Raw genomic sequence first — 25029 nt, forward strand, 5'->3', positions numbered from 1 at the left:
GTGATTCAGACAAAAAATAATCGAACAAACAGCTCACTTTCTTTTCTTCATTATTTTCCCCAACCGTGCCAGCAGGTTCCTCAAAACGCAGCCTTGTGTGTTAGCATTTGAGAACCTGCGTTTTTTTAAATCCTCCTTCTTATATTTTCTAAATAAAAAATCTAACTTTAATAAAAGAAAATTTTATGAGAGCAATTTTTTCATTTAGTATAATAGTAATTTTTCTTGCCGCATCTTGCGAAACATCACCTCCTGTTTCTGATTTGCAAAATGGAATTGTAAATGGTATTGTTAGTGAAAAAACAACTGATGCAGGTATACCTAATGCAATTGTATATCTTCTAGGTAATGAAGGTGGTGGTACTTGGGGTGGTGGGGGAAGTCCTTCTTTTGAAATTGACCAAACTGTTTCTGATGCTAACGGAAATTTCTCTTTTCTGTTTGATTATAATGGGAATTATGGTTATTACTGCACAGCAATTGCAGAGAAATACTTTAATTATTATAATGAGGTTCCGGTAGATGAGGATAAAGTTGGTGTAAATAATGTTGAGGTTAAATTACAGCCTATTGGGTATTTAAGATTAAATTTAAAAAATGTTATACCGTATAATGAGTCTGATAAAATAGCAATAAATGGAGCGATAACTTTTTCTTTTGTTGGTGATATTCTTGATACGATTTTGATATTTAGTGTGCTTGGGAATTACGAAAACTTCCTTTATTGGGGAGTTACTAAAAATTTAACAACAATAGTTTATGGCGACACTTTATATTGCACATCATTTGATACTACAGACTTCGAAATTTTTTATTAACTAATTAAATATAGTACTATGAAAATTCAAGTTTCCTCAGAGTTACCTGAAATATCTCTGTTCGATAACAATTTATTCCTTATTCATAAATAATTCCATCACTTCATCGCTAACACCTACACTGCTGAATCCACCATCATGAAATAAATTCTGCATGGTTATCATGCGGCTGAGATCGCTAAATAAAAACAAGCAATAATCAGCACAACTTTCTGCACTTGCATTTCCCAATGGTGATAGTTTATTTGCATAATTAAAGAATGCATCAAAACCTGTTACACCACTTCCAGCTGTTGTCCATGTGGGTGATTGAGAAATTGTATTCACCCGCACTTTACGGAATTTACCATAGTGATACCCAAATCCTCTTGCAATACTTTCCAATGTTGCTTTTGCATCTGCCATATCTCCATAACTTGGGAAGGTGCGTTGCGCAGCTATATAAGTTAAACCCACAATACTTCCCCATTCACTTACTGCATCTTTTTTATATGCTGCCTGCATTACTTTATGAAATGATATTGCAGAAACGTCTAATGTTTTTGTGAGATAATCATAATTCAAATCGGTATATGTTTTCCCCTTGCGGACATTTGGCGACATACCGATGCTGTGCAGAATAAAATCTAATTTACCGCCGAGATGCTCTACACTCTGATCAATTAATTTTTCAAGATCTTCCATTGATGTTGCATCTGCCGAAATCACTATTGTATTGCATTTTTCAGCAAGTTGATTTATTGCACCCATGCGCATGGCAACAGGTGCGTTTGTCAAAGTAAATTTGGCGCCTTCGGCAAAACATTTTTCTGCTACTTTCCATGCAATAGAACTCTCATCTAATGCTCCGAAAATAATTCCTCTTTTTCCTTGTAGTAAATTATTGCTCATAATATTTGTATGTGTTGTTTTAATAAATTTAAAAGAATTACTCTTCCGTTTTAGGCAAATCTTTTTTCTTCAGTTTTATTCGATTGTCTTTATTTGCTCTTGCCTTTTCCAATGCACCCGAATATTGCACAGCCATGGAAAGATATGTAGCTTCCTGAGTTGCTTTATCGGAAGGCATTTCAACAAAACTAAATGTACCTTTTTGTTTTATATCCGTGAGTTTATCATTGGTAAAAACATAGCGTGCATTAAAGGTGGGTTTTATGCTGTCAATATCAGCCGAGGTTTCCGGATTATATAAGCGATGTGTTTCTTTCACCATAATCATTTTACCTTGCCAATAATAAAATTCACGATTAATATCGCCGCTTGCAAAACCAATCCATGCTACCATTTCCACCAATGAATCTTTTTCGTAATAGCCCGTGAGTTTTGAACCACGGTCGCTTTTACTGTTGGTGAAAGAGCCATCATCAATAACTACAAAATAGGGCTTTACCTTTTTTTTATTCTTGCTTTGTGCAAATGTGCTTTGTCCGGCGCAACATGCAATCAGCAACAGTATTATAATCTTTTTCATAACATGCGAAATTAAGAAATTAAGAACCGAGTGCCTGTAAATTTGTTCTTTCACTATGCGCATCGGAATTGATAATACAAATAATAAAGTGGTTTGGCCGCTTTCTCTTTTTCTGTATTTTGTTTATAGCGGAATTGTGATGTTGTTTATTGCTTTAAGTCTTGCCTATTTATTAAATGAAAAACAACAAACCTGGGAACAATTTCAATTGCCACAAATATTCTGGTTGAGTACTTTGATAGTTGCTGCTATCAGTATTATTATGAAACGCCAAATCCGATGTTATCAAACGGAAAGATTTATGAAATTGCGAAGAGGATATATAATTGCATTATTACTTTCAATAGCATTTATTGTGTGTCAATTTATAGGTTGGCAGCAATTACAAAAGCAAGGTATCACATTAGACGGCACACCGTCTGCAAGTTATTTATATGTAATAAGCGGATTGCATGTGATACATATACTTGTGGGAGTTGTTATGTTAATGGTGGCTGCATATCGCTCAAATATTTATACCAAAGATGAAATTTCCCGATTGCTATTTTTTACAGATCCTATTCGCAAATACCGTTTGAAATTATTGGTGGATTATTGGCATACCATAGATTTTTTGTGGATATATCTATTCTTAGTTTTTCTGTTTATGCATAATTAAAAAAACCACCCTTTTTTGAGAGTGGTTTTTTGAAATGAGATTTAATATACTTTATTCTTTTGACCGTGCTTGCGATTTAGAGGATTCTGCTTTTTTGGTTGGTTTAGTTTCAACGCCTGTATTTTTTACAGTTTTTGATTTCTCCACTTGCTTTTTATTTGTCACTTGATTTGTTGCCGGTGTTTCTGTAGGTGTTTCCGCTGGTGTTTCTTTCACAGAATCAGATTCAGTTTTTTCTGTTACAGTAACATCTACTTTTTTCAAAGATTTAATTTGCGGTTTGCCCATTGCTTCTTTTTTGTCGCTATCCACCTTTTGTTCCGGGGTACTTTGTGCCATGCTGATAGTTCCAATCATCAAGACAACTGCAATCATTATTAATTTTTTCATTGTTTAAATATTTTACGGAGTGAAGTTACTAAAACCGTACCTGAATTTTATTAAAAGGCTATTGGCAATTGGCCGTTAGCTATTGGCAAATTACTTTGACCATTGACAAAAACGTTTCGAGTTTTGGGTTAAAAAAATTATCGTTCAATATTATTATTAATCTATTGCTTGAACTTTGATTAAATGATTTGTTGATTAGCATGAATTCAAAAATTCATTAAGAAAATATTTTTCTCTCGGTGAATCTCAGTTACTTACTCAGTGCACTACGTGTAATTTTTTTGCGACCAAGTTTTTTTTTATCTGCGTCCTCAGCGCAATCTGCGGGACTATTATATGAAGGGATCAAGTCGGGATGACAGGATTTGAACCTGCGACCACTCGCCCCCCAGACGAGTACTCTACCAAGCTGAGCTACATCCCGATGTAAAGAAGAGTTGCAAATTTACAGCACCACATCTTCTATCACAAAAACAAACGCAATGGAATTGATATGCTAACACTTTAAAATATTTCTGCAATGATGTTGTTTAATCTGCTGACTATCTTTACGACGTGAGTTTTATATATCCAAACTTCCTGTGGGCACTGCTGCTGCTTGGTATCCCGATTATTATCCATCTGTTTAATTTCCGCAGATACCGCACTGTGTATTTTACCAATGTGCGTTTTCTAAAAAATATTCAGGAAGAAACTGCAACAAAAAATCGCTTAAAACATTTGCTTGTATTGCTCACTCGTTTGCTGGCAATTACTTTTTTGGTGTTTGCATTTGCACAACCATTTATTCCATCAGAGTCTGCAGAATCAAAACCTACTTCACGGGCAGTAAGTATTTATATTGATAATTCTTTCAGTATGGAAACGATGCAAGATGGAAAGCGATTGTTTGATATTGCAAAAGAAAAAGCAACTGAAATTGCAGATGCATATAAAGTGGATGATGCATTTCAATTACTCACTAATGATTTTGAAGCAGGTCATCAGCATTTGGTAAATAAAGAAGCGTTTTTACAAATGCTCGCACAAGTAAATATTTCTCCCGAAGTAAAAACTACAGATGAAATATTAAAACGTCAGAAAGATATTTTAAATCGTGCCGATGAAGAACAGCGTTCCATTTTTGTAATCAGCGATTTTCAAAAAAACAATACACAAATAACTCCCGACAGCAGCTATCAAATTAATCTTGTGCCGATTAGCAGTAAGAATATTCGCAATCTATCTATTGACAGCGCATGGTTTATTTCGCCGGTGCAATTAATTAATCAACCATCTTCATTATGTGTTCGGGTGCATAATTATGGAACAGAAGATATTACCAACGCTACATTAAATCTTAAAATACAAGATCAGGTAAAAGGATTATCCACTTTGCAAATTTCTGCCGGAGCCTTCATCATTGACACTTTAAATTTTACTGTGAATGAAAGCAATTGGCAAAGAGGAGAATTATTTATTCAGGACTATCCGGTAACCTTTGATGATATATTTTATTTTACTTATAAACCTGTTGCGCAAATTCCTGTGCTGACTATTAATGGCAATAATGCAAATGCATATCTCACTTCTTTATTTTCCGGTACTGATGTGTTTGCATATACACAGCAGCAGGCTAATCAATTAAATGTAAGTGAACTGGATGGATTTAATCTTGTGGTATTAAATGAAGTAAAAAGTATCAGCAGCGGTTTATCAGAAATGTTGGTGAAAGCAGTAAACAACGGAACATCTGTTGTTGTAATTCCAGCTTTGGACATGGATGAAAATAGTATCAATACTTTTTTATCCGCATGCAATGCAGGTTCTTTTGGTGAATTGATAAATACAAAAAGAACGGTTTCAAAAATTAATAGCGAGCATGCAATTTTTTCGGAAGTGTTTGAAAAAATTCCGCAGAATATTACCTTGCCTTTTGCAAATAAAAGTTTTATAATTAATACTTCCGGTCGCAGTATGAGTGATGGAGTTATGTTATTCAGTGATGCTATTCCATTTCTCGCAAGTAATAATTATGGAAGCGGAAAAGTGTATCTATTTTCTTCACCCTTACAAAATACAGTTACAGATTTTCCGGTGCAAGGTGGAATTTTTGTTCCGGTATTTTTTCGCATTGCAGTATTAAGCCAACCCGAATCTCCATTGTTTGTTACCATCGGAAAAGATATTTGGATTAAAGTGCATGATGTAATTGCAATAGGAGATAAGCCACTTACAGTTTCTGGTGCTGCCGGTGAATTTATTCCCGGTTTGCGTCGCAGTGGAAATAAAGTAGAAATTAATGTGGGTACAAATAATAAAGCCTCCGGAATTTTTGTAATTAATGAATCAACAGATAAACAGGAAATAGCATTGAATTATGATAGACGTGAAAGTAATCTCACTTTTTATTCTGCAAAAGATTTAGAAGAATTATTTAACGCACCGAATGTGCGCATCATTTCCAATACTTCACAAAATCTTGCAACAGCAGTTTCACAATTCAATGAAGGAAAAGCGCTATGGAAAATTTGTATTATTTTAGCACTTGCTTTTTTTAGCTTTAGAAGTACTGCTTATAAGGTTTTTACCTTAACAGAAAAACAAATGCATGCACTTACTTATTAAAGGTGTAACCATAACCGACCCAAATTCTCCATATCATAATTTTATTAAAGATATTCGCATTGTCGGCAATACTATTTCCGAAATTGGAGATGCGTTGCAATCAATAAATGAAGAAGAAGAAGTGTGGGATTATTCCGGAAAAAATATTTCAACCGGATGGGTGGATGTTTTAGCATCATTTGGTGATCCGGGTTTTGAACAAAAAGAAGATTTATTAAGTGGAGCAGATGCTGCAATGCATGGTGGATTTACGCATGTATGTTGTATGCCGAATACAAATCCTGTATTGCAAACAAAATCTGATATTGAATATGTAATCAATAAAAATAAAGGGCATCTTGTTACTATTCATCCTCTTGGTGCTGTTACAAAAAATTTGCAGGGAAAAGATCTCACCGAAATGTATGATATGCGTTCAGCCGGAGCAATTGCTTTTACAGATGCCGATCATGCGATTTCTGATGATGGTATTTTATTGCGCAGCTTGCAATATGTAAAACCATTTAACGGAACCATCATAAATATTCCAAACGATCATGTAGTAGTTGGCAATGCAAATGTGAATGAAGGTGTGATGAGTATGCAACTTGGTATGTATGGAATTCCCGATGTGTTGGAAGAATTGATGGTGATACGTGATATTAAATTATCGGATTACACAAAATCAAAATTGCATATTGCATGTATATCAAGTGCAAGAGCAATTGCACATATTCGTGAAGCAAAAAAAGAAGGTATTCCTATCACTGCATCTGTAAGCGGTTATCAATTATTTTTTGATGAACAAATGCTTGCAGAGTATGATACAAATTTTAAAGTGAATCCTCCTTTGCGCACTGCTAAAGATAATGCCGCATTATTAGAAGCAATTGCAGATGGAACTATTGATACTGTTTGCAGTTATCATTTACCTCATGAAAGCGACGCAAAAGAATTAGAGTTTGAATATGCGGCTTTCGGTATCGCAACATTAGAAGCAACATTTGGTGCATTCCGTTTTGCAACTTCTAATAAACTTGATATAGAACAATGCATTGAAAAATTTACAAGCAATCCAAGAAAAGTAATCGGATTACCCATTGCAACTATTCAAGAAAACGCACCTGCTGATCTCACTATTTTTGATGCAGATGTAGAATGGCAGTTTAATAAAAGCGATACATATTCAAAGGCATTTAATAATCCTTTTATCGGTAAAACTTTAAAAGGAAAAGCATTGGCAGTTATTGCAAATAATCAATTTAAAAAATTATAGTTATGGAAGAAAACAACACAACACTAATTCCCCGTTCGAAAATAATCTGGCGCAATGCAATTGCAATTACTTTGTTATTTGCAGTGGTGCTTATACTTACTGATATGTTTAAAGATCAGATGATGGAGAAAAATAATCTGATGTCTGTAATCTATATGGTTGTATTATTCGGTACAATTATTTTTACGCAAATACAAGTACGTGAACAATCGCTTGGAGGCATCATGTCGTTTTCAAAAGCATTTGGAACAGGAATGTTACTTGCTTTGGCAGTCGCTTTAATGTTTGGCGTATTTAATTTTATTTTTTACACTGTTATTTCTCCGGATACATTAAGTGAGGCAAACAGAATGGCTGAAACAAGTATGCGTGAAAAAGGAAATTCACAGGAAGAAATTGATATGGCAATGAAATTTACAGGATTCATGTTTACACCGGTTGGAATTTTAATTTCTACAATAATTTTTTATCCTTTATTTGGAATGTTGCTTTCATTAGTTGCTTCATTGTTCACACAAAGAAACAGATAACACATCATGCAAATTTCTGTTGTTGTTCCATTATTAAATGAAGAAGAATCATTACCCGAACTTGCGGATTGGATTGCAAGGGTTATGGATCAACATCAATTTGAATCATGGGAAGTTATTTTTATTGATGATGGCAGTACTGACAATTCCTGGAATATAATTACAGCATTACATCAAAAAGATAATCGTTTTAAAGGAAGGAAATTTCGTCGCAATTACGGAAAGTCTGCTGCTTTAAATATTGGTTTTGAAGCTGCACAAGGTGATGTTGTAATTACTATGGATGCCGATATGCAGGACAGTCCCGATGAAATTCCCGGGTTATATAAAATGATTATTGAAGAGAAATATGATATGGTGAGTGGTTGGAAAAAAGAACGCCATGATCCTCTTATTAAAACAATTCCTTCTAAATTTTTTAATCGTGTTACTTCTATTATGACCGGAATTAAATTGCATGATTTTAATTGCGGATTAAAAGCATATAAAAAAGATGTAGTAAAACATATTGAAGTGTATGGTGAAATGCATCGCTACATTCCAATGATTGCAAAATCTGCGGGATATAATAAAATTGGTGAGAAGATAGTACAACATCGTGCAAGAAAATATGGCACTACAAAATTCGGATGGGAAAGATTTACAAGAGGGTTTCTGGATTTGCTAAGCATCATGTTTGTTTCCAAATTCGGAAAACGGCCAATGCATATTTTCGGGGGCTTGGGATTCTTATCTTTTCTTGCAGGTGGATTAATTACGATATGGTTGATAGCAGAAAAGTTGTATAAAATAAATCACCATTTACCTTACCGTCAGATAACAGATCAACCATTGTTTTTTATTGCATTGGTAGTTGTTATCGTTGGCGTGCAATTATTTGTCGCAGGATTTTTAGGTGAGTTAATTTCTCGTAATTCTCCACTGCGCAATACTTATGAAGTAGAAGAAACTCTGCATTAATGAAATGTATTTTACTTGGTACTGCATATCCTTATCGTGGCGGCCTCGCTGCATTTAATGAAAGATTAGTAAGAGAATTTATTGCAGCAGGACACGATGCATCTATCATCACCTTCACATTACAATATCCCAATTTTTTATTTCCGGGTAAAACACAATTCAGTGATTCAACACCGCCTGAAAATATTTCTATCCAGCGAAAAGTAAATGCAATTAACCCTTTTAATTGGTGGAGCGTAGGGAAATATATTCAACAACAAAAACCTGATGTATTAATTATAAAATATTGGTTGCCATTTATGGCGCCGTGTTTTGCAACTATTGCCCGCATTGCAAAAAAAATGGTATTACTAAAGTGATTTGCATTGCTGATAATATTATACCGCATGAACCAAAATTTTACGATAATTATGTTACAAAGTATTTTATAAAACAAATGGATGGGTTTGTGGTGATGAGTAAACAAGTATTAAAAGATTTGGCAAAATTTAATAGAAATAAACTGCGGGCAACAACACCACATCCGCTGTTTGATAATTTCGGAACACAGATTTCAAAACAGGAAGCATGCAAATATTTGCAGTTAAATGCAGATAAAAAGTATATCCTGTTTTTTGGTTTTATTCGTGATTATAAAGGATTGGATATTTTATTAAATGCATTTTGTAATACAGCATTATCCGATGAAATTGAATTGATAATAGCCGGAGAATTTTATACCGATAAAGAACAGTATCTTAAAATAATTCCTGAAACTGCTAAACACAAGATTCATTTGTTTGAAAAATTTATTAGCGACGAAGAAGTAAAATATTATTTCTGTGCCGCCGACCTCGTAGTGCAACCATACAAACACGCAACACAAAGTGGTGTAACACAAATAGCCTATCATTTTGAAGTACCGATGATAGTTACCGATGTTGGTGGTTTAGCGGAAATGGTGCCCGATAATGAAGTAGGTTATGTAGTAAAACCCAATGCAACAGAAGTTGAAAATGCAATACAGAAATATTTTTCTGAAAATAAAAAAGCGTTTTTTATTGCGAATATGAAGGAAGAAAAAAAACGTTTTGGTTGGGATAGAATGGTGGAGGTGATTATGGGGGTTTTTGGGAAATTGTAGAGGAAATTAAGAGGGTAACTTTTTAATTAGAGTAACTACTGCAAACTATGTAATTAAGAATAATTGATTAAAAAATAAAGCCATTGCAAAAGCAATGGCTTTATAACTTTTAATATTATTCTGTTATCACCAGCTTTTCAGAAAATTGTTTGCCAGAACTTGTTGTAATTATTGCGAGATACACACCTTCATTTAGTTTTGGTAATTGAATTGTTGCATTTACAAAAACATTATCATTACTACTTACAAGTGTGCCAGTAGAATTATATAACTCCAATAGGCATTTTTCAATCTTATATGTATCTGATGCAATATAAATATTCTCTTGCGCTGGGTTTGGATAAATATGAAATGCACCTGAAGCTTGTATATTATTTATTGCTGTGCCAAGTGTATCGCATGCACTCTTAGGTAATACACCGAGATTGTAGTTAGGCATATTAGGCAGTGCATAGGTTACTCTTTTTCCACCGAGGTATTGTGCAAGATGCTCATAGTCACATGCTATACCTGCTTCATTTGGATTATTAATTACTGATAAACTTAAATTTTGTGGTGCATCATAACTATAATATTCAACCCCATCATGTGGCATAGCACAATAAATTTTACCATTTGGTGCAAGCTGCAAACTACTATACATATATCCTAAACTATCTTGTCTTAAAATTACTTGTGAGGATTTTATATCTGTAGCAGCAAGATCATATTGATATAATTTAGAAATACCATTACCCACACCGCCTGACTTTGTAGCATAGAGTTTTGTGCCATCAAGGGAAAACTCTATACCGTTAATGCAATCTGAAGGATTCCCTGTAAATATGCTATCTATTGTATAATAATGGCTAAAAATACCTGAGCATCTATCAAATAAATAAAGAATTATTGACTTGCCATGTGCCATTCCAAACATTGAACCATCCAAAGTGAATTTACATTGACGGGTGTAGTTATGGAGTTTTGTTCTTCATAAATTACTCCTTCAAAAGTAGTATTAAGTTGAATTGTATAAGGATTGATTAAAAATAAATAAATAATTAATGGATTGCCAAATCCATCAGCACCCCCATCTAATGGGTATGCTGGGAAAACTAACCACCAGTCTCTACCATTTCCATGTTTAATTAGATTCATTTTTTGTGATTGATTATATGGGTTAAATCCAGATTGCAATTGAATATTTTTTTCAATTACCTTACCTAAGCTACCTTCCAAGTTCAAATCTATTACCGAATAGTTATAAGGATAGCTTTTTTGAATTAGATAATAAATATTTTCGTTTAATGGAACTGGTATTATTATGGCGCCTTGAGTTACGTTTCCAAGAGAATAACCCGGTATATCTAATCCACTGCCATTGCTCATAAGTGTATGATTCTTATTCCAAATTTGACCTCCATTTGTGTAAAACAGTAGATTTCCTATAGAATCAGAAATGCAGGCATTAGTTTCATAGGTCAATATACTAGTTTCAAAAAAAGAAGGTGGCTCTGTAGAAAAGTTAAGACCAATAGAATCACCAAATACCCAATTAATATCTTGAAACTGAGAAAAGGTAAAGTTGCCGGTTAAGGCAACTATACTAATTAATAAAATAGCTTTCATGTTAATTAAGGATTAAGAGGTTTTCAGTAAATATGTTTTTATTATCTTCCAAAAGACGGACAACATAAACGCCGGAGTTTAATTTACTTATGTCAACCGAATTGTTTATTTGATAATCAGAAGAATAAACTGATATTCCCTGCATATTATATATCTCCACTTTGAGTTTTTCATTTACTTCAATATTTGATTGAATTGAAATATATTGAAAAGCAGGATTTGGATAAATATGAAAAGTACCATCTTCTTGTATATTATTTATTGAGGTACTAAGTGTATCGCATGCACTTTTAGGTAATACACCAAGATTGTAATTTGGCATGTTAGGGAGGCCATATTCTACTTTTTTACCGCCTATGTATTGACCGAGATGCTCATAATTACATGTCAATCCGGGTTCATTTGGATTATGAATAATAGATATAGACATTGTTTGCGGTACACCGGAATCATATGTTATTGAATTATCCGGAGGCATTGTTGCATATATTTTTCCATTTGGAGCAAGTTGCAGTTGTTGGTATGAATAATCAGAATTATTCTGATGGATTATAACTTGTGATGTCTTTATATCATCTGCATTCAAATCATACTGGTACAACCTTGATACTCCATTGTAGCCACCTATTTTAGTTATATACAATTTATATCCATCTGGAGAAAATTCAAAACCACTCACATAGTCGTTGGGATTCCCAGTCCAAATGGAATCAATTGTATAATAATAGTTTAATACACCACTACACCTGTCAAAATGATAAAGCCATACTTTTTTTCCACATGTGAGGCCAAGCATTGACCCGTCAGGTGAAAATTTACTTTGCCCATCATCATAACGATTATCATCTTCATTGAAAATTTCACCCTCAATTGTCGGCATTTGAATAATACCTTCCGGAGTAATAAGTAAGATATAAAATAATGTAGGTAAACCGTAGCTGTCATCAGCCCAATCATAATAAATAGATGGAAAAATAATCCACCAATCACGACCATTGCCATGCTTTACTGCATTTAATTTATGAGTAGAATTATTAGGCCATGGAGTTTCTAAAAGTTTATTTTTGTCAATTACTTTCCCAAGCCCATCATTGTAACTAATATCAATTAAGGAATAATAGACTGGCTCACTTCCATGAAACAAAAAATAAATATTCTCGTCATGTGGTTTTGGAATAATTAGAGGGTAAATATATGGGTAGTCGGAAGACCAAATGCCAAATAAACCACTCCCATTTTGCATCAGATTATGTTCCTTATTCCATACTTTGTTTCCATTCGTATAAAATAGTAAATTTCCGGTTTCGTCTGAAATACAAGAAACTGAAATACTAGAACTGTTATTATATGAAGTTAAACTACATTCAAAAATTGCTGGCGGCGTAGTTGAAAAATTAAGTCCTATAGAATCAGCGAAACACCAGTTGATATGACGATACTGTGCTTTAGTATAGTTACACAATATTGTAACTATACTAATAATTATTAATCGTTTCATATTATTTCTGAATTATAAGACTATTAACAAATAATAAATCATCCGCATTTTTCAACTTTATAAAATATATTCCGGAATTGAGTTTACTTATATCTAAAGGTTGGTTTAATGTATAAACTGACGAATAGATTCTGTAACCTTGCAATGTGTAAATTTCTAATTGCAGAACTTTTTGTTCTTCATAATTTGCATTTATTGAGATGGAATAATTGGCAGGGTTAGGATATAAAATAAATTCTTTTTCTAAAAAGAAACCGATTTTTTCTTCATTAGATTCATATAGCTCAGCTTCCACTCTTAAATTCAGAATAGCCTGCGCAATATAAACTGAAGAACCATAAATTTTGGGATCATTAAATGCAAGATTATATAATGTTTCAAAATCAGAATCAGAAATTATTAATGAAACAGAATCATTATTGCTAAATGTAAAAGGAATAACAAAAGAAAGTGCTTCTTCCATTGCACTTGCTGGGGTAATTTTTTCTAGTAAAATTGCAGCGCTGTCAAAATTTGCTGATTTCACGAATTGCAAAATATTGAAATATGCAGGAATATTTGTTTCTTCAATTGAAGAATATATTTCCAAATAAGCATCCTCCAAAGAATCTATAAACTGTGGATATTGCTGTAGGATTTTCCAATAATATTTTTTGTATAAATAAGCACTACCTTCTGAACCACCATCTAATGCATTATTAATCCAGTAGTTGAATTTATAATTAAATGCGATAAATAATGCTTCTTCACTATCGCCTGACAAACGATATGGTGAACTGCATGTATCTAAATAATCTGAATATTCATTAATAGGAATTAAATACAGGTCGTCAATTAATCCAGTTGGCATATCGAAACCGGGAAGGGGAGTTAAGCCATCACGATATAAATTCCTATATCTCCAATCTAAATTCGTTAAGTCGGTGCTTCCATAACTTTTTTCCCTATTGGCAGTATTGCTCGGATACCAAGAATTATCCGCTGGAAGTGGCTCCATTTCAAATTCATCAAATTGTTCTATTGGATCTAAATCGTTCGAAAATGCATCAACTTCAACATCATTCATTGCATATCCAATTAAGCAATTATACATTTCATTACAAATCATATTGCCAGTTTGATTATTGCCATCTATAACAGCTCCGTATTTTGTATTTGTAGAATAATTGCTTTTCATCAACATGCCTTCGCAGCTTTCCACATAATAGCCCGCCACAATAATTCCGCTCGGGCAACCTGTGTAGCAAGGGCCAGTGGCACTGTTCGATTCAATTAATATATCTGAACAGTTTACTGCAAAAATACCTCTTGTATTTCCGGCACCATAATCATAGTTAATTACATTTCCTCTTAAATAAGCATCTTCATGATTTCTTATAAAAATTCCATGCTCTACTTTATCAATAGTGTTATCAAAAATATTTACTTCTTGATTTGATGCGGCTGCATCTACATATATTCCAAATGGAATATCGGTAGAACCCGGATTTACAACACGACTTATAGTGTTGTTTTGAATTAATGTAGTACCATTTCCAACTTTATAGCTCAAAATTCCACATTCTGTAAAATTATTAATGATGTTATTTCTAATATCATGTGATGATGTATTTTTTCGGATATAAATAGCAGTATCTATCAAGTATGCACTTACATTATTCCCTTCAATTTTATTAGATAATATTTGTGTGCTCATCGAATTGTAAGCAATAATGGCATTATTTCCCGGGTCGCCATTCTGAAAGAAATAATTATTAATTGCACCACCACCAGTAATGGAATTTCCAACAATTAAAATATTATCCAGATTAGGACTATCAAATGATGTTGCTAATATTCCAATATTGCCGTTATGAAATAAATCTAATTCATTTATTGGAGAACCCGCAGGCATATCAGCCGGATCTGTAATCAACATATTTTCAATAAATGTATTTTGCACAATTGTATTTGCTGTTTGTGTGCGTATCCCAATAGCCACATCATGAATATGATTAAAGGTAGTGGAGCTTGTAAATGGTAGAGAATTTCCAATTTGAAAATTATCACTTGGAGAAATACTTGGTCCTATAATAAGAATTCCGTAATCTCCTAATTCACCGCTTTTAGGGGATACAAGAGCAGGGGCAGAAATTTCTGTATCCTCAATTAAATGCGTAAGACTGCTTGGCTCGCCATGCAAATAAATTCCAATCTCGTTATTACCAATGCAAGTATTATTTTTAACTATCAATGTAGAAATATTAGAACCATTACCTGAAGTTTCTATTGCAATTTCGGCATGCAGAATTGTGGAGTGATCAACATATATATAATTACCCGGCTCACCGATAATTCCTTCCCACATGCCGGCATCACCGGAAGCATATAATTCAGCATCATCAATAATTAATGAACCGCCATCCTCTACTGTAAAGGAATATCCTGGTTCAAAAGAAACATTAGTTCCGCTACTAATAGTTAATATGCCGCCATCAGCAATTGTTACATCTGCATCAATACATACAGTACCTGTCCATGTGGGAGTTCCGGTAATAGTAAGCGGTGCTGTAATGGAAAGGCTGCATCCTACACCAGGAGTATAGCTGCATTGACTAAAACTATGATAAGAAATCATACAAAAAATACCGAGAGAAACAAGTGCTTTAAGCTTTCCTGCTTTGTGGCGAAGCGGCGAAGCGGCGAAGCGGCGAAATAAGATTTGGGAGTAGAAAGTTAAGGTATTAATGATAAAATATTTAGTAGTTAAATAAATAATTATCTACAGAGTTAATCAATTTTATTTGAAAAGTCAAGTGTTGAAGGATAATACTATTCTGAATTAATGTTCTTTTTAAATTCATAAGTATATTAAAACTTAGAATACAATTGAAACAATTTTACTTTTTTCTTTTAATACTTCAACCCAATAATTTCACCCTCCACTCATCAACTTCCTCAACCCATAATACAAAGGCAATCCTGCAATCAGAATTAAGAAACCATAAGCTGCGGATTCTGCATCGGAGAGAACAGTATTGTAAGTAACAAATAATAATGTGAGAATAAATATGGCAGGAATTATATTTCGCCAAATATTTTTCAATTGAAATCCTGTGAATGTATCTTGAGTTTTTTTGCGTAAAATAAAAACTGCAAAACCTGCGGTTGCTAAACTGATACTGTCAATAAAAATAACGTAGTTCACTATTTTCTCGAATGAGCCAAGAGCAAAAATGGAGATGAGCATGACGGCAACAAAAAAACTCAATCCAAATTCCTGTGTTTGTGTTTTGGTATTTACCTTTTTAAAAATAGCGGGTAATGTTTTATCCTCTGCCATTGCATAATACACTCTTGGGTTACTCATCACCGATGTATTTAAAAATCCTAAAACGGAAATAAATAAGATGATGGATGCAATTCTTCCTCCGTTAGTTCCAAATAATTGTTCACCAACCGCTGCTGCTAATAATGGTGATTCTTTTACGCCATCAAAACCCAACACTTTTACGTAGGTAATATTTAATAATAAATAAAGCACAATAACTATTGCCATTCCTTTGATTATTCCTGCGGGAATATTTTTTTGCGGATGTTCTACATCTGCTCCGAAATTTACAGATTGCTGATAACCACCAAACGTAAAAAAGATAGAAATAAAACTTAAGCCGATTGCAGTTACAAGATTGATATCATGATTAAAAAATGCAGTAGAGGAATCCGGATTTGATTTTCCTGTAAACAGTGCAGAACAAAACAGCAGAATCAAAATAATTTTTAATGTGCTTAAAATATTTTGGGTGCGTGCACCCATTTTTATTCCGGCGTAATTAATTGCAAACAAAATAATAATTATAGATACTGCAATTATCTGCACTATTTGTAATGGACTACTTGCAGATGGAAATAAAACAGGTTGAATATATTCTGCACCGATAATTGCAACACCTGCTGCACTTCCAGCATTTATAATTACCTGACTCCAATTCAACATAAAGGCGTAGGCAGTATGATAAGCAGCAGAAAAAATTTTATAATAACCACCCGCTGCCGGTAAACGACTTCCAATTTCAGCAAATGTGAGAGCGCCACAAATACTTACTATTCCACCGAGTATCCAAGCGAGATAAAATACAAAAGGACTTTGTGCATGTTGAGCAACGATGGCTGGTGTACGAAAAATACCAACACCAATCACCATACTTACAACAAGCATTATGAGATCGAATTGTTTCAGGCGAGGTTGGATTGACATTTTAAGAGTTTCGGGTTTCGGGTTTCAGGTTTCAAGTTAGAAAAAACTTAGACTATTGACTTTTTAAATTGACAATTGACAGTGGACAGTTGACAATGAAAAAAAACTCATCACTGATTAATTAGCTATTAACTATTAGCCATTTGCTTTTGGCTGTTGTCAGATTACACGGATTCAAACATTTTTATTTTTCAATTAAACAATTCAAAAAAACTCAAAGAGCCACCGAGAATAAAATCTCAATGGCTCTCTTTTTATAAAATATATTAAATGTATTAAATTGTTTTTTTTCAATTACACAATTACACAATTACACAATTACACAATTCGACGATTCCCCAGTTCTACAATTCTCCAGTTCTACGATTCTACAGTTCTACGATTCTACAATTCTACAATCCCCCCCTCTACATATTCCCAATTATCTCATCGCCAAACTCAGAACATTTTAATAGTGTTGCACCTTCCATCAAGCGATGAAAATCGTAGGTAACACGCTTCTTGGTAATTGATTTTTCAATGCCGGCAATTATCATATCACTTGCTTCTTTCCAACCCATATATTCCAACATCATACATCCGCTTAAAATAACAGAACCCGGATTTACTTTATCCTGATCTGCATATTTTGGTGCAGTACCATGTGTTGCTTCAAAAATTGCATGACCACTGATATAATTAATATTTGCACCCGGTGCTATTCCGATTCCACCTACTTGTGCAGCTAATGCATCACTTAAATAATCACCATTTAAATTCAATGTAGCTATCACATCAAATTCATTAGGACGTGTAAGCACTTGTTGTAAAGTGATATCTGCAATTGCATCTTTAATAATAATTCCTGCACCCGGTTTTCCTTCAGGAATAACACACCAAGGGCCGCCATCTAATTCCACTGCACCAAACATTTCTTTCGCTACCTGATAACCCCAATCACGAAAGGCACCTTCGGTATATTTCATGATATTTCCTTTATGTACAATCGTAACACTTTTGCGTTTGTTTTTAATTGCAAAGGAAATTGCAGAATGAATTAATCGCTCGCTTCCTAAATAACTCACCGGTTTAATTCCAATTCCAACATCAACACTTACTTCTCTTTTACTCATTCCGGTTTGTTCTAAATCATGTTGCCAAGCTTCCGCTTTTTCTTTTGTACCAAAACGAATTTTTTCAAAATCTTTTGGAGAATTTTCTTTTAACCACACTAAAAATTTTGTTGCTAATTCGCCATCACCCGGCCAATCAATTCCCGCATAAATATCTTCTGTGTTCTCACGGAAAATTACCATTTCCACTTTCTCAGGAGATTTTACAGGAGAAGGCACACCTTTAAAATATCTTACCGGACGCAGACAAACATATAAATCTAAAATCTGTCGCAACGCAACATTTAGAGAACGAATACCACCACCAACTGGAGTTGTCAACGGACCTTTAATTCCTACTAAATAATTACGAAATGCATCTAATGTTGCATCGGGTAACCAACTATCTGTTGCATTAAAAGCTTTCTCACCGGCAAGTACTTCTAACCATTCAATTTTTCTTTTTCCGCCATAGGCTTTTTCAACTGCTGCATCAAATACTCTTACAGATGATTTCCAAATATCACGACCTGTACCATCACCTTCTATAAATGGAATAATAGGATTGTTGGGTACATTAAGCACGCCTTTACTGATTGTTATTTTTCTCCTTGCATAAAATTTATGTTATTTATTAATTAGAATTTGCGCTTGCAAAGGTAGGGAAATAATAGGCGAGGGCTTTGAAACCATTTACTTTTTTAAGATAGACGAATATTTTGTAATGTTACGCCGACTATGCATGTAAATCCAACCTTAAAGCGCACACTTGGGCTATCAACTGCCACACTTCTTGTAATGAGTTCCATGATTGGATCAGGAGTTTTTAAAAAGGTAGCACCAATGAGTACTGTGCTCGGAGATTCCAATCTTGTATTGCTTGCATGGCTTGCTGCCGGATTAGTAACCGTAATGGGAACACTCACTTATGCAGGCCTTGCTTCACTCACTGAAGAAGCGGGCGGACAATATGAATACTTGCGGATTATTTTCGGAAAATTTTTTAGTTACTTATTGGGATGGGCATGTTTTGCAGTTATACAAACTGCATCAATAGCATCTATTGCATTTGTATTTGCAGAGTCGGTAAATAATCTTTTGCCAATGCCGGCATTTACGGAGCATTGGGCAAATATTAGTATTGCCGGATTTATATTTCCTTTTGCAAACAGCGGCGTAAAATTGCTGGCAATACTCACTATAATTATTCTTACTTATATAAATTATCGTGGTGTAAAAGAAGGTGGTTTGCTGAATGATATTTTTTCGTGGGCAAAAATTCTGGGTATTTTAATTCTCATCATTTTAGGTTTGAGTTATACAAGTACAACACCACTTGCACATCATGCAGCAACGTATGTTCCTTTAACTTTCAATCAGATTCTCGCTCCATTTTTTCTGGCCATGCTCGGTGCATTTTGGGCGTATGATGGTTGGGTAAATGTTACTTATATAACAGGTGAAATAAAAAATCCGAAACGCAATGTGCCTATAGCAATTATTGCCGGAACCATTCTAGTGATGCTGCTTTATCTGTTGGTAAATGTTGCTTATTTCCGTGTATTAACTGTAGATGAATTTTCAGCAATTGATGCGGCGGGAAATCAAATTGCGGGAGTAGAGGTTGCAAAAAAAATAATGGGTAATAGCGGAAACATTTTAATTTCTGTTCTTATTATGGTATGTACGTTTGGTGCAACAAATGCAAGCCTGATGTCCAGCCCAAGAATTTATTATCGCATGGCAAATGCCGGTGTATTTTTTCCTGCGGCGGCGAAAATTCATCCGGAATTTAAAACACCACATGTTGCATTACTGATGCAAATGATTTGGGCAATTGCGCTAGTAATGTCGGGTACTTTTGATCAATTAACAGACATGCTGATATTCGCCGCATTTATTTTTTACGGAAGTGCAGCATTGGGATTGATTATGATGAAAAGGAAAAAACTTATTACAGTGAAAGTATTTGGCTATCCCTATATACCAATGATATATTTTCTTTTCTGTGTTGGATTAGTCGTTAATACATTAATCACCATGCCTAAAGAAAGTATTACCGGATTGCTTTTAATAGCTACCGGAATTCCACTCTATTTTTATTTCAATCGCAAAAAGTTATTGCCATAAAATTTTCGGCCGGTGAGACACCAACCGATAGGGTAATAGTAAACCCCCTCTCTTCCAAAGAGAGGGGCAGGGGTGAGTTGGAAGTGCTACATTAATCTGTAATTCATATCACATATTTCAAAGAGTTCCCTTCGAAAATTAACTTTATAAATTCAGTTCAAAGAGTCGGATAATTCTGTGAGAACATGAAAGAAGAATTAGGAATGAGGAATTAAGAATCAGAAATGAGCAATCAGTGATGAATCCTATAAAAAAAAATAAATGCAGCCACGAATGCACGAATTAAATACGAATGCACGAATAAAAAAATGTATTTATTTCGATACTCGTTGAATCAGAGAATGTATTTATTCGTGCATTCGCTATCTATTAAAATGAATTCGTGTAATTCGTGGTAACTTTTTTTTAAGAAAAGACGCTAAGAAGACAAAAACTTATAGGCAGAGGCTTGGATCAAATTGAAGCTAACTACCATTGATAATTATTCAAAATTTTATTTGGATACAAGAATAAAACTAATCTCATTTATAAACCGGAAAATGAATTAGACTTTCGGTCAGCCTGGGGACACCAACCGATAGGGTAATAGTAAACCCCCTCTCTTCCAAAGAGAGGGGCAGGGGTGAGTTGGAAGTGCTACATTAATCTGTAATTCGTGGTAGCGTTTTTTTTACGCAAAGACGCTAAGAAATATTTTATACAATAGAATAAGTTCAACGTAAATTTTTAAATAAAAAAAAAAGGGCACCGTGGCGGCAACCCTTTCTTTTTCTAAACAAATTTGACGTATTAGTCAACAATCACTACTAAGTATTTTGAAGATTTCCAGAATGCTTCCGGATTATTTATCATCAGCGCATCTATCTTTTTACCGTTTTGAACCAGTTCATAAGAATCTGATGGATGAGTAGTCACCACCTTCGCACTCTTATTATCTATTTTCAATTCTTTGAAATTGCGTATATCAACTTTTGTGAAAGCACTGGCATCAAAATCACTGGATAAATTATCTGTTTTACCAATTCCGATGAATCCACCTTCTTTAGAAATTACATTTTTTGCTTTTAAATCTTTATCAGTACCAATGATATAATAAGCAGTATTTAAGTCAGTAGTTTGTTTGCTGATAACTTCACCTTTCTGAACATTTTCTTCTTGCAATCTTTCGTTAGCAGCACTTACAGTACCCAACTCTGTAGTTAAAGAAGCAATTTGATAATTGGATTTTTCCAATTCTGATTTCAATGTCATCAATTCATTTTCTTTATTGGTGATTTGTTCATTTAATTCAGAAATCATTTTATCTAATTCCTTAATCTTGAAATTTGCATTCTTGTATTTCTTATCAAGATCTCCCACTAAAGTTTTATTCTTCTGTATCAGATTATTCAATGTTTCGATACTTGCAACAATATTCTCTTTTTGATTAGTGCCTTCTCCGCTCAAATTAGTTGAGATGATACCTTCATGTTTTTTAATTTCTTCTAAGTTCGATTCTACTTCATTCATAGTTGCGAAATAATCATTCAATTGATCATCTCTTTCAGTCATCACTCTTGTGAATTCTGCATTTTCTGAACTTAATGTTGCTACCTGTGATTCCAGTTCGTTTACTTTTTTCTGGTTACAAGCAAATAAGAAAGGAATAAATCCTAATACGATCAAATACTTTTTCATAAATTATAATTTTAAATTTTTTGTGCAATGTTGTGAATAGAAAAATTCCTGCCAAAGGTTATTTCTCTATTAAAACAGCGTTAGTTGATTAATTTTTGCAAAAATCACTACAACTATCTACTTATGTTTGAGGAATTGTTCCTCATAATGTGGATATAATAAATTGCAAACATATTTAATAGGACACTTCATATTTCTAATTATCTAATTTTACAAAAGTGAATAATCCAAACTTAGATCCATCCGGTGCATTTATGAGTGCTTCTGAAAAAGAAGTAGAAAAAGTGCTGCGTCCACAAGGATTTTATGAATTCAATGGACAGGAAAAATTAATTGATAATCTCAAAGTATTTATTGAAGCTGCAAGAAAAAGAGGTGAAGCATTAGATCATGTGTTGTTGCATGGCCCTCCCGGTTTAGGTAAAACAACGCTCTCGCATATTATAGCAAATGAGTTACAAGTGAATTTAAAAATCACTTCCGGACCTGTTTTAGAAAAAGCAGGAGACCTTGCCGGATTGCTTACCAGCTTAAATGAAAAGGATGTGCTGTTCATTGATGAGATACATCGCTTGAGTACTGTGGTGGAAGAATATTTATATCAGGCAATGGAAGATTTTAAATTGGATATATTAATTGAAACCGGTCCGAATGCAAGAACTGTTCAAATTAAATTAAATCCATTCACTTTAGTTGGTGCAACTACAAGATCAGGAATGTTAAGTGCGCCATTGCGATCACGATTCGGAATTACTTCACGCATTGAATATTACAGCAGCGAAGTATTGCAAACAATAATTGAAAGAGCTGCTCAAATTTTAAATACAGAAATTACGAAAGAAGGCTCTTTTGAAGTGGCGAGAAGAAGCAGAGGCACACCAAGAATTGCAAATAACTTATTGCGCAGACTTCGGGATTTTGCACAAGTGAAAGGCGATGGAATAATTACAATTGATATTGCAAAGTATGGTTTGAATGCATTGAATGTGGATGAACATGGTTTGGATGAAATGGATAACAGAATACTTTCGGCAATCATTGAAAAATTTGCGGGTGGTCCTGTTGGAGTTACTACAATTGCAACCGCAGTGGGAGAGGAACCGGGTACTATCGAAGAAGTATATGAGCCATTTTTAATTCAGGAAGGATATATTCAACGCACTCCACGAGGACGGGAAGCCACAGCAAAAGCATATCGGCATATTGGAAAAGTACCGCCCGGAACTACGCAAGGTTTATTTGATTAATTATCAGAAATAATACATTCCTCTGAGGGAAATTAAACGGTTGGTTAATCCGGATACTTGCGGGTTAGCTGATTTACCAATAGTAGTTATACTACCCTGAAACCGCAGATTTACGCCAAAATGTTTTGCTTCACCCACTAATACTGTTGCACCAATAATATAACTGAATTCATCTTTGCTAAATGCATCTGCATTATTCTGAAGTTCCAAACCATTTTCTATTTCCTTAAAACTAAATAAACGACCATACGCAAAACCTGCCTGAAAAAGCATCCTGCTTTTATCATTAAAATTTACAAGCAAGGGCACTTCTGCATAATTCAAAACAAGTTTATAAGTATTAATAGCATCCGGACTCGGGAAGGTGCGGCTGCCTTTTTGCGAATACAACAACTCAAAACTTACTGACCAGTGATGATCAAAATTTACATGGGCAACAGCGCCGGCATTCCAACCGAATTTATTAAATCCTGCAAGGTTATCACCATCCACCTGAGATGCATTAAAACCAATGGCAGCTCCGGCATCAAACATTCTGAAACTCTTATCCTTAGCGTCGTGTTGGATCTGACCTTGCACTATTGAAACACAGGCTACACATAATAAAAACAGGAATACTTTCATCTGATGTTGATTATTTATTCGTTTGATTATTTTGATAGAATTACTTTTGAACTAACAAGAATTATTTATGCTCAAATATACACCAAACAACCTAAAACGATTGGAAGGCCTGCTGAATGAAGCGGGTTATATAGTGCGTTATGAAAAGGGAAATTTTGTTTCCGGATTTTGTCTGTTGGAAACAAAAAAGGTGGTAGTAGTGAATAGGTTTTATGAAATTGAATCCCGGATTAATGCACTGATTGAAATCATTTCTCAAATAGATTTAGATGAGGAAAGATTGAGCGAAGCATCCCGTGATTTTTTGAAACAATATAATTTACAAACTGAAAAATCTTGATTGTTACCATACTTGGTTCGGGCACTTCCAGCGGTGTACCTATGATGGGTTGCCATTGTAAAGTGTGTACATCCACCGATCCAAAAGATAACAGACTGCGCACTTCTGTTTTAATTGAAGTGAATAATAAAAGAATTTTAATTGATACCGGTCCTGATTTACGTATGCAAATGTTGCGTGAAAAAGTGGATGATATAGATGCGATTATTTATACCCATGAACACAATGATCATATAGTGGGATTGGATGAAATTCGCCCATATAATTTTCTGCATAAAAAACCAATGGATATCTATTTATCCGAGCAAGTGGAAGCGGCATTACGACAAAGATTTCATTATGTATTTGGCGAAAAAAATTATCCCGGTTTACCGGAAGTAACATTACATCGCATTACAAATATTCCTTTTTTTATAGAAGATATTAAATGTATTCCCATTCAATTATATCATTATCATTTACCTGTATTTGGTTTTCGTATTGGCGACTTCACTTATATAACCGATGCGAATGTATTACCCGATGAAGAGAAGCATAAAATAGCAGGCACAAAAGTTCTGGTGATAAATGCACTGCGAAAAGAAAAACATATTTCGCATTTTAATTTAGAAGAAGCAATCGCATTAGTGCGTGAATTAAAACCGGATATTGCATACTTCACACATATCAGTCATCAAATGGGATTGTATGAAGCAGTTGAAAAAACATTACCACCGAATATGCATCTGGCGTTTGATGGATTGGTTTTGAGAATTGACAATTGAC

The 25029-nt window shown here is 34.1% G+C and carries 21 protein-coding genes, 1 tRNA gene and 1 pseudogene; 11 read left to right on the forward strand and 12 right to left on the reverse strand.

The window, feature by feature from the left end; genetic code table 11:
• Positions 1-185: 185 nt before the first annotated feature.
• Entirely contained in the window at positions 186-818 is a 633-nt protein-coding gene (locus IPN31_06980) for a hypothetical protein (GenBank protein ID MBK8681639.1), read from the forward strand.
• 72 nt (positions 819-890) lie between these two features.
• Here IPN31_06980 and IPN31_06985 read toward each other — a convergent pair whose 3' ends face one another.
• Both IPN31_06985 and IPN31_06990 read right to left on the reverse strand, forming a co-directional pair.
• Positions 891-1709 carry an SDR family oxidoreductase gene (locus tag IPN31_06985; protein MBK8681640.1) on the reverse strand — a complete coding sequence of 273 codons (819 nt, stop codon included), beginning with the start codon at positions 1707-1709 and terminating at the stop codon, positions 891-893.
• Between the two features lie 37 nt (positions 1710-1746).
• Entirely contained in the window at positions 1747-2289 is a 543-nt protein-coding gene (locus IPN31_06990; protein MBK8681641.1) for a hypothetical protein, read from the reverse strand.
• 55 nt (positions 2290-2344) lie between these two features.
• Between IPN31_06990 and IPN31_06995 the strand changes: the two genes are divergently transcribed.
• A complete protein-coding gene (locus tag IPN31_06995) occupies positions 2345-2947 on the forward strand; it encodes a cytochrome c oxidase subunit 3 (GenBank protein ID MBK8681642.1) in 603 nt (200 codons plus the stop codon).
• 51 nt (positions 2948-2998) lie between these two features.
• Here the strand turns inward: IPN31_06995 and IPN31_07000 are convergent, their stop codons facing one another.
• Complete coding sequence (locus tag IPN31_07000; protein MBK8681643.1) at positions 2999-3337, reverse strand: hypothetical protein; 339 nt, start codon at positions 3335-3337, stop codon at positions 2999-3001.
• Between the two features lie 350 nt (positions 3338-3687).
• A tRNA-Pro gene (locus IPN31_07005) sits at positions 3688-3761 on the reverse strand.
• A 131-nt stretch (positions 3762-3892) separates the two neighbouring features.
• Between IPN31_07005 and IPN31_07010 the strand changes: the two genes are divergently transcribed.
• From IPN31_07010 to IPN31_07030, 5 genes and pseudogenes are all read left to right on the forward strand, one after another.
• Positions 3893-5944 carry a BatA domain-containing protein gene (locus IPN31_07010; GenBank protein MBK8681644.1) on the forward strand — a complete coding sequence of 684 codons (2052 nt, stop codon included), beginning with the start codon at positions 3893-3895 and terminating at the stop codon, positions 5942-5944.
• Entirely contained in the window at positions 5928-7199 is a 1272-nt protein-coding gene (locus IPN31_07015; protein MBK8681645.1) for a dihydroorotase, read from the forward strand. Before IPN31_07010 ends, IPN31_07015 begins: the two co-directional genes overlap by 17 nt.
• Positions 7200-7201: 2 nt before the next feature.
• Positions 7202-7729: a DUF4199 domain-containing protein gene (locus tag IPN31_07020; GenBank protein MBK8681646.1), complete on the forward strand. Its 528-nt coding sequence runs from the start codon at positions 7202-7204 to the stop codon at positions 7727-7729.
• A gap of 6 nt (positions 7730-7735) precedes the next feature.
• On the forward strand, positions 7736-8689 hold the full coding sequence (locus tag IPN31_07025; protein ID MBK8681647.1) for a glycosyltransferase family 2 protein: 954 nt from the start codon (positions 7736-7738) through the stop codon (positions 8687-8689).
• A pseudogene (locus IPN31_07030) lies at positions 8689-9812 on the forward strand (glycosyltransferase). The gene IPN31_07025 and the pseudogene IPN31_07030 overlap by 1 nt, the downstream one beginning before the upstream one ends.
• 115 nt (positions 9813-9927) lie before the next feature.
• Here the strand turns inward: IPN31_07030 and IPN31_07035 are convergent.
• The 6 genes from IPN31_07035 to icd all read right to left on the reverse strand — a co-directional run bounded on the left by IPN31_07035 (position 9928) and on the right by icd (position 18849).
• A complete protein-coding gene (locus IPN31_07035) occupies positions 9928-10740 on the reverse strand; it encodes a T9SS type A sorting domain-containing protein (GenBank protein ID MBK8681648.1) in 813 nt (270 codons plus the stop codon).
• On the reverse strand, positions 10698-11420 hold the full coding sequence (locus tag IPN31_07040) for a hypothetical protein (protein ID MBK8681649.1): 723 nt from the start codon (positions 11418-11420) through the stop codon (positions 10698-10700). Before IPN31_07040 ends, IPN31_07035 begins: the two co-directional genes overlap by 43 nt.
• 1 nt (position 11421) lies before the next feature.
• On the reverse strand, positions 11422-12918 hold the full coding sequence (locus IPN31_07045; GenBank protein MBK8681650.1) for a T9SS type A sorting domain-containing protein: 1497 nt from the start codon (positions 12916-12918) through the stop codon (positions 11422-11424).
• 1 nt (position 12919) lies between these two features.
• On the reverse strand, positions 12920-15535 hold the full coding sequence (locus IPN31_07050) for a T9SS type A sorting domain-containing protein (protein MBK8681651.1): 2616 nt from the start codon (positions 15533-15535) through the stop codon (positions 12920-12922).
• A 297-nt stretch (positions 15536-15832) separates the two neighbouring features.
• A complete protein-coding gene (locus IPN31_07055; protein ID MBK8681652.1) occupies positions 15833-17155 on the reverse strand; it encodes an amino acid permease in 1323 nt (440 codons plus the stop codon).
• Between the two features lie 407 nt (positions 17156-17562).
• Positions 17563-18849, reverse strand: a complete 1287-nt coding sequence (gene icd / locus IPN31_07060) for an isocitrate dehydrogenase (NADP(+)) (GenBank protein ID MBK8681653.1) — start codon at positions 18847-18849, stop codon at positions 17563-17565.
• A 135-nt stretch (positions 18850-18984) separates the two neighbouring features.
• On the opposite strand from icd, the gene IPN31_07065 reads away from it, so the two are divergent.
• A complete protein-coding gene (locus tag IPN31_07065; protein ID MBK8681654.1) occupies positions 18985-20376 on the forward strand; it encodes an amino acid permease in 1392 nt (463 codons plus the stop codon).
• A gap of 789 nt (positions 20377-21165) precedes the next feature.
• Here IPN31_07065 and IPN31_07070 read toward each other — a convergent pair.
• A complete protein-coding gene (locus IPN31_07070) occupies positions 21166-22053 on the reverse strand; it encodes a hypothetical protein (protein ID MBK8681655.1) in 888 nt (295 codons plus the stop codon).
• Positions 22054-22307: 254 nt separating this feature from the next.
• Between IPN31_07070 and ruvB the strand changes: the two genes are divergently transcribed.
• Positions 22308-23300, forward strand: coding sequence for a Holliday junction branch migration DNA helicase RuvB (ruvB, locus tag IPN31_07075; GenBank protein ID MBK8681656.1), 993 nt, complete (start codon positions 22308-22310; stop codon positions 23298-23300).
• Between the two features lie 3 nt (positions 23301-23303).
• Here ruvB and IPN31_07080 read toward each other — a convergent pair whose 3' ends face one another.
• The gene (locus IPN31_07080; protein MBK8681657.1) at positions 23304-23924 is read right to left on the reverse strand and encodes a PorT family protein; all 621 of its coding nucleotides are present in this window, start codon (positions 23922-23924) and stop codon (positions 23304-23306) included.
• Positions 23925-23991: 67 nt separating this feature from the next.
• Here IPN31_07080 and IPN31_07085 point away from each other — a divergent pair, with 67 nt between their 5' ends.
• Positions 23992-24264, forward strand: coding sequence for a hypothetical protein (locus IPN31_07085; GenBank protein ID MBK8681658.1), 273 nt, complete (start codon positions 23992-23994; stop codon positions 24262-24264).
• Complete coding sequence (locus IPN31_07090; GenBank protein MBK8681659.1) at positions 24261-25028, forward strand: MBL fold metallo-hydrolase; 768 nt, start codon at positions 24261-24263, stop codon at positions 25026-25028. The genes IPN31_07085 and IPN31_07090 overlap by 4 nt, the downstream gene beginning before the upstream one ends.
• The last annotated feature ends 1 nt before the right edge of the window (position 25029 follow it).

The organism is Bacteroidota bacterium (genome assembly GCA_016715425.1).
Classification (GTDB): domain Bacteria; phylum Bacteroidota; class Bacteroidia; order Chitinophagales; family BACL12; genus JADKAC01.

Coding starts and splice junctions, on each gene's coding strand:
- IPN31_07050 (MBK8681651.1), bottom strand. CDS start 15,535: ATGATTTCTTATCATAGTTTTAGTCAATGCAGCTATACTCCTGGTGTA.
- IPN31_07000 (MBK8681643.1), bottom strand. CDS start 3,337: ATGAAAAAATTAATAATGATTGCAGTTGTCTTGATGATTGGAACTATC.
- IPN31_07085 (MBK8681658.1), top strand. CDS start 23,992: ATGCTCAAATATACACCAAACAACCTAAAACGATTGGAAGGCCTGCTG.
- IPN31_06985 (MBK8681640.1), bottom strand. CDS start 1,709: ATGAGCAATAATTTACTACAAGGAAAAAGAGGAATTATTTTCGGAGCA.
- IPN31_06995 (MBK8681642.1), top strand. CDS start 2,345: ATGCGCATCGGAATTGATAATACAAATAATAAAGTGGTTTGGCCGCTT.
- IPN31_07065 (MBK8681654.1), top strand. CDS start 18,985: ATGCATGTAAATCCAACCTTAAAGCGCACACTTGGGCTATCAACTGCC.
- IPN31_07015 (MBK8681645.1), top strand. CDS start 5,928: ATGCACTTACTTATTAAAGGTGTAACCATAACCGACCCAAATTCTCCA.
- IPN31_07040 (MBK8681649.1), bottom strand. CDS start 11,420: ATGAAAGCTATTTTATTAATTAGTATAGTTGCCTTAACCGGCAACTTT.
- IPN31_07020 (MBK8681646.1), top strand. CDS start 7,202: ATGGAAGAAAACAACACAACACTAATTCCCCGTTCGAAAATAATCTGG.
- IPN31_07025 (MBK8681647.1), top strand. CDS start 7,736: ATGCAAATTTCTGTTGTTGTTCCATTATTAAATGAAGAAGAATCATTA.
- IPN31_07080 (MBK8681657.1), bottom strand. CDS start 23,924: ATGAAAGTATTCCTGTTTTTATTATGTGTAGCCTGTGTTTCAATAGTG.
- IPN31_07055 (MBK8681652.1), bottom strand. CDS start 17,155: ATGTCAATCCAACCTCGCCTGAAACAATTCGATCTCATAATGCTTGTT.
- IPN31_07070 (MBK8681655.1), bottom strand. CDS start 22,053: ATGAAAAAGTATTTGATCGTATTAGGATTTATTCCTTTCTTATTTGCT.
- ruvB (MBK8681656.1), top strand. CDS start 22,308: ATGAGTGCTTCTGAAAAAGAAGTAGAAAAAGTGCTGCGTCCACAAGGA.
- IPN31_07045 (MBK8681650.1), bottom strand. CDS start 12,918: ATGAAACGATTAATAATTATTAGTATAGTTACAATATTGTGTAACTAT.
- IPN31_06990 (MBK8681641.1), bottom strand. CDS start 2,289: ATGAAAAAGATTATAATACTGTTGCTGATTGCATGTTGCGCCGGACAA.
- IPN31_06980 (MBK8681639.1), top strand. CDS start 186: ATGAGAGCAATTTTTTCATTTAGTATAATAGTAATTTTTCTTGCCGCA.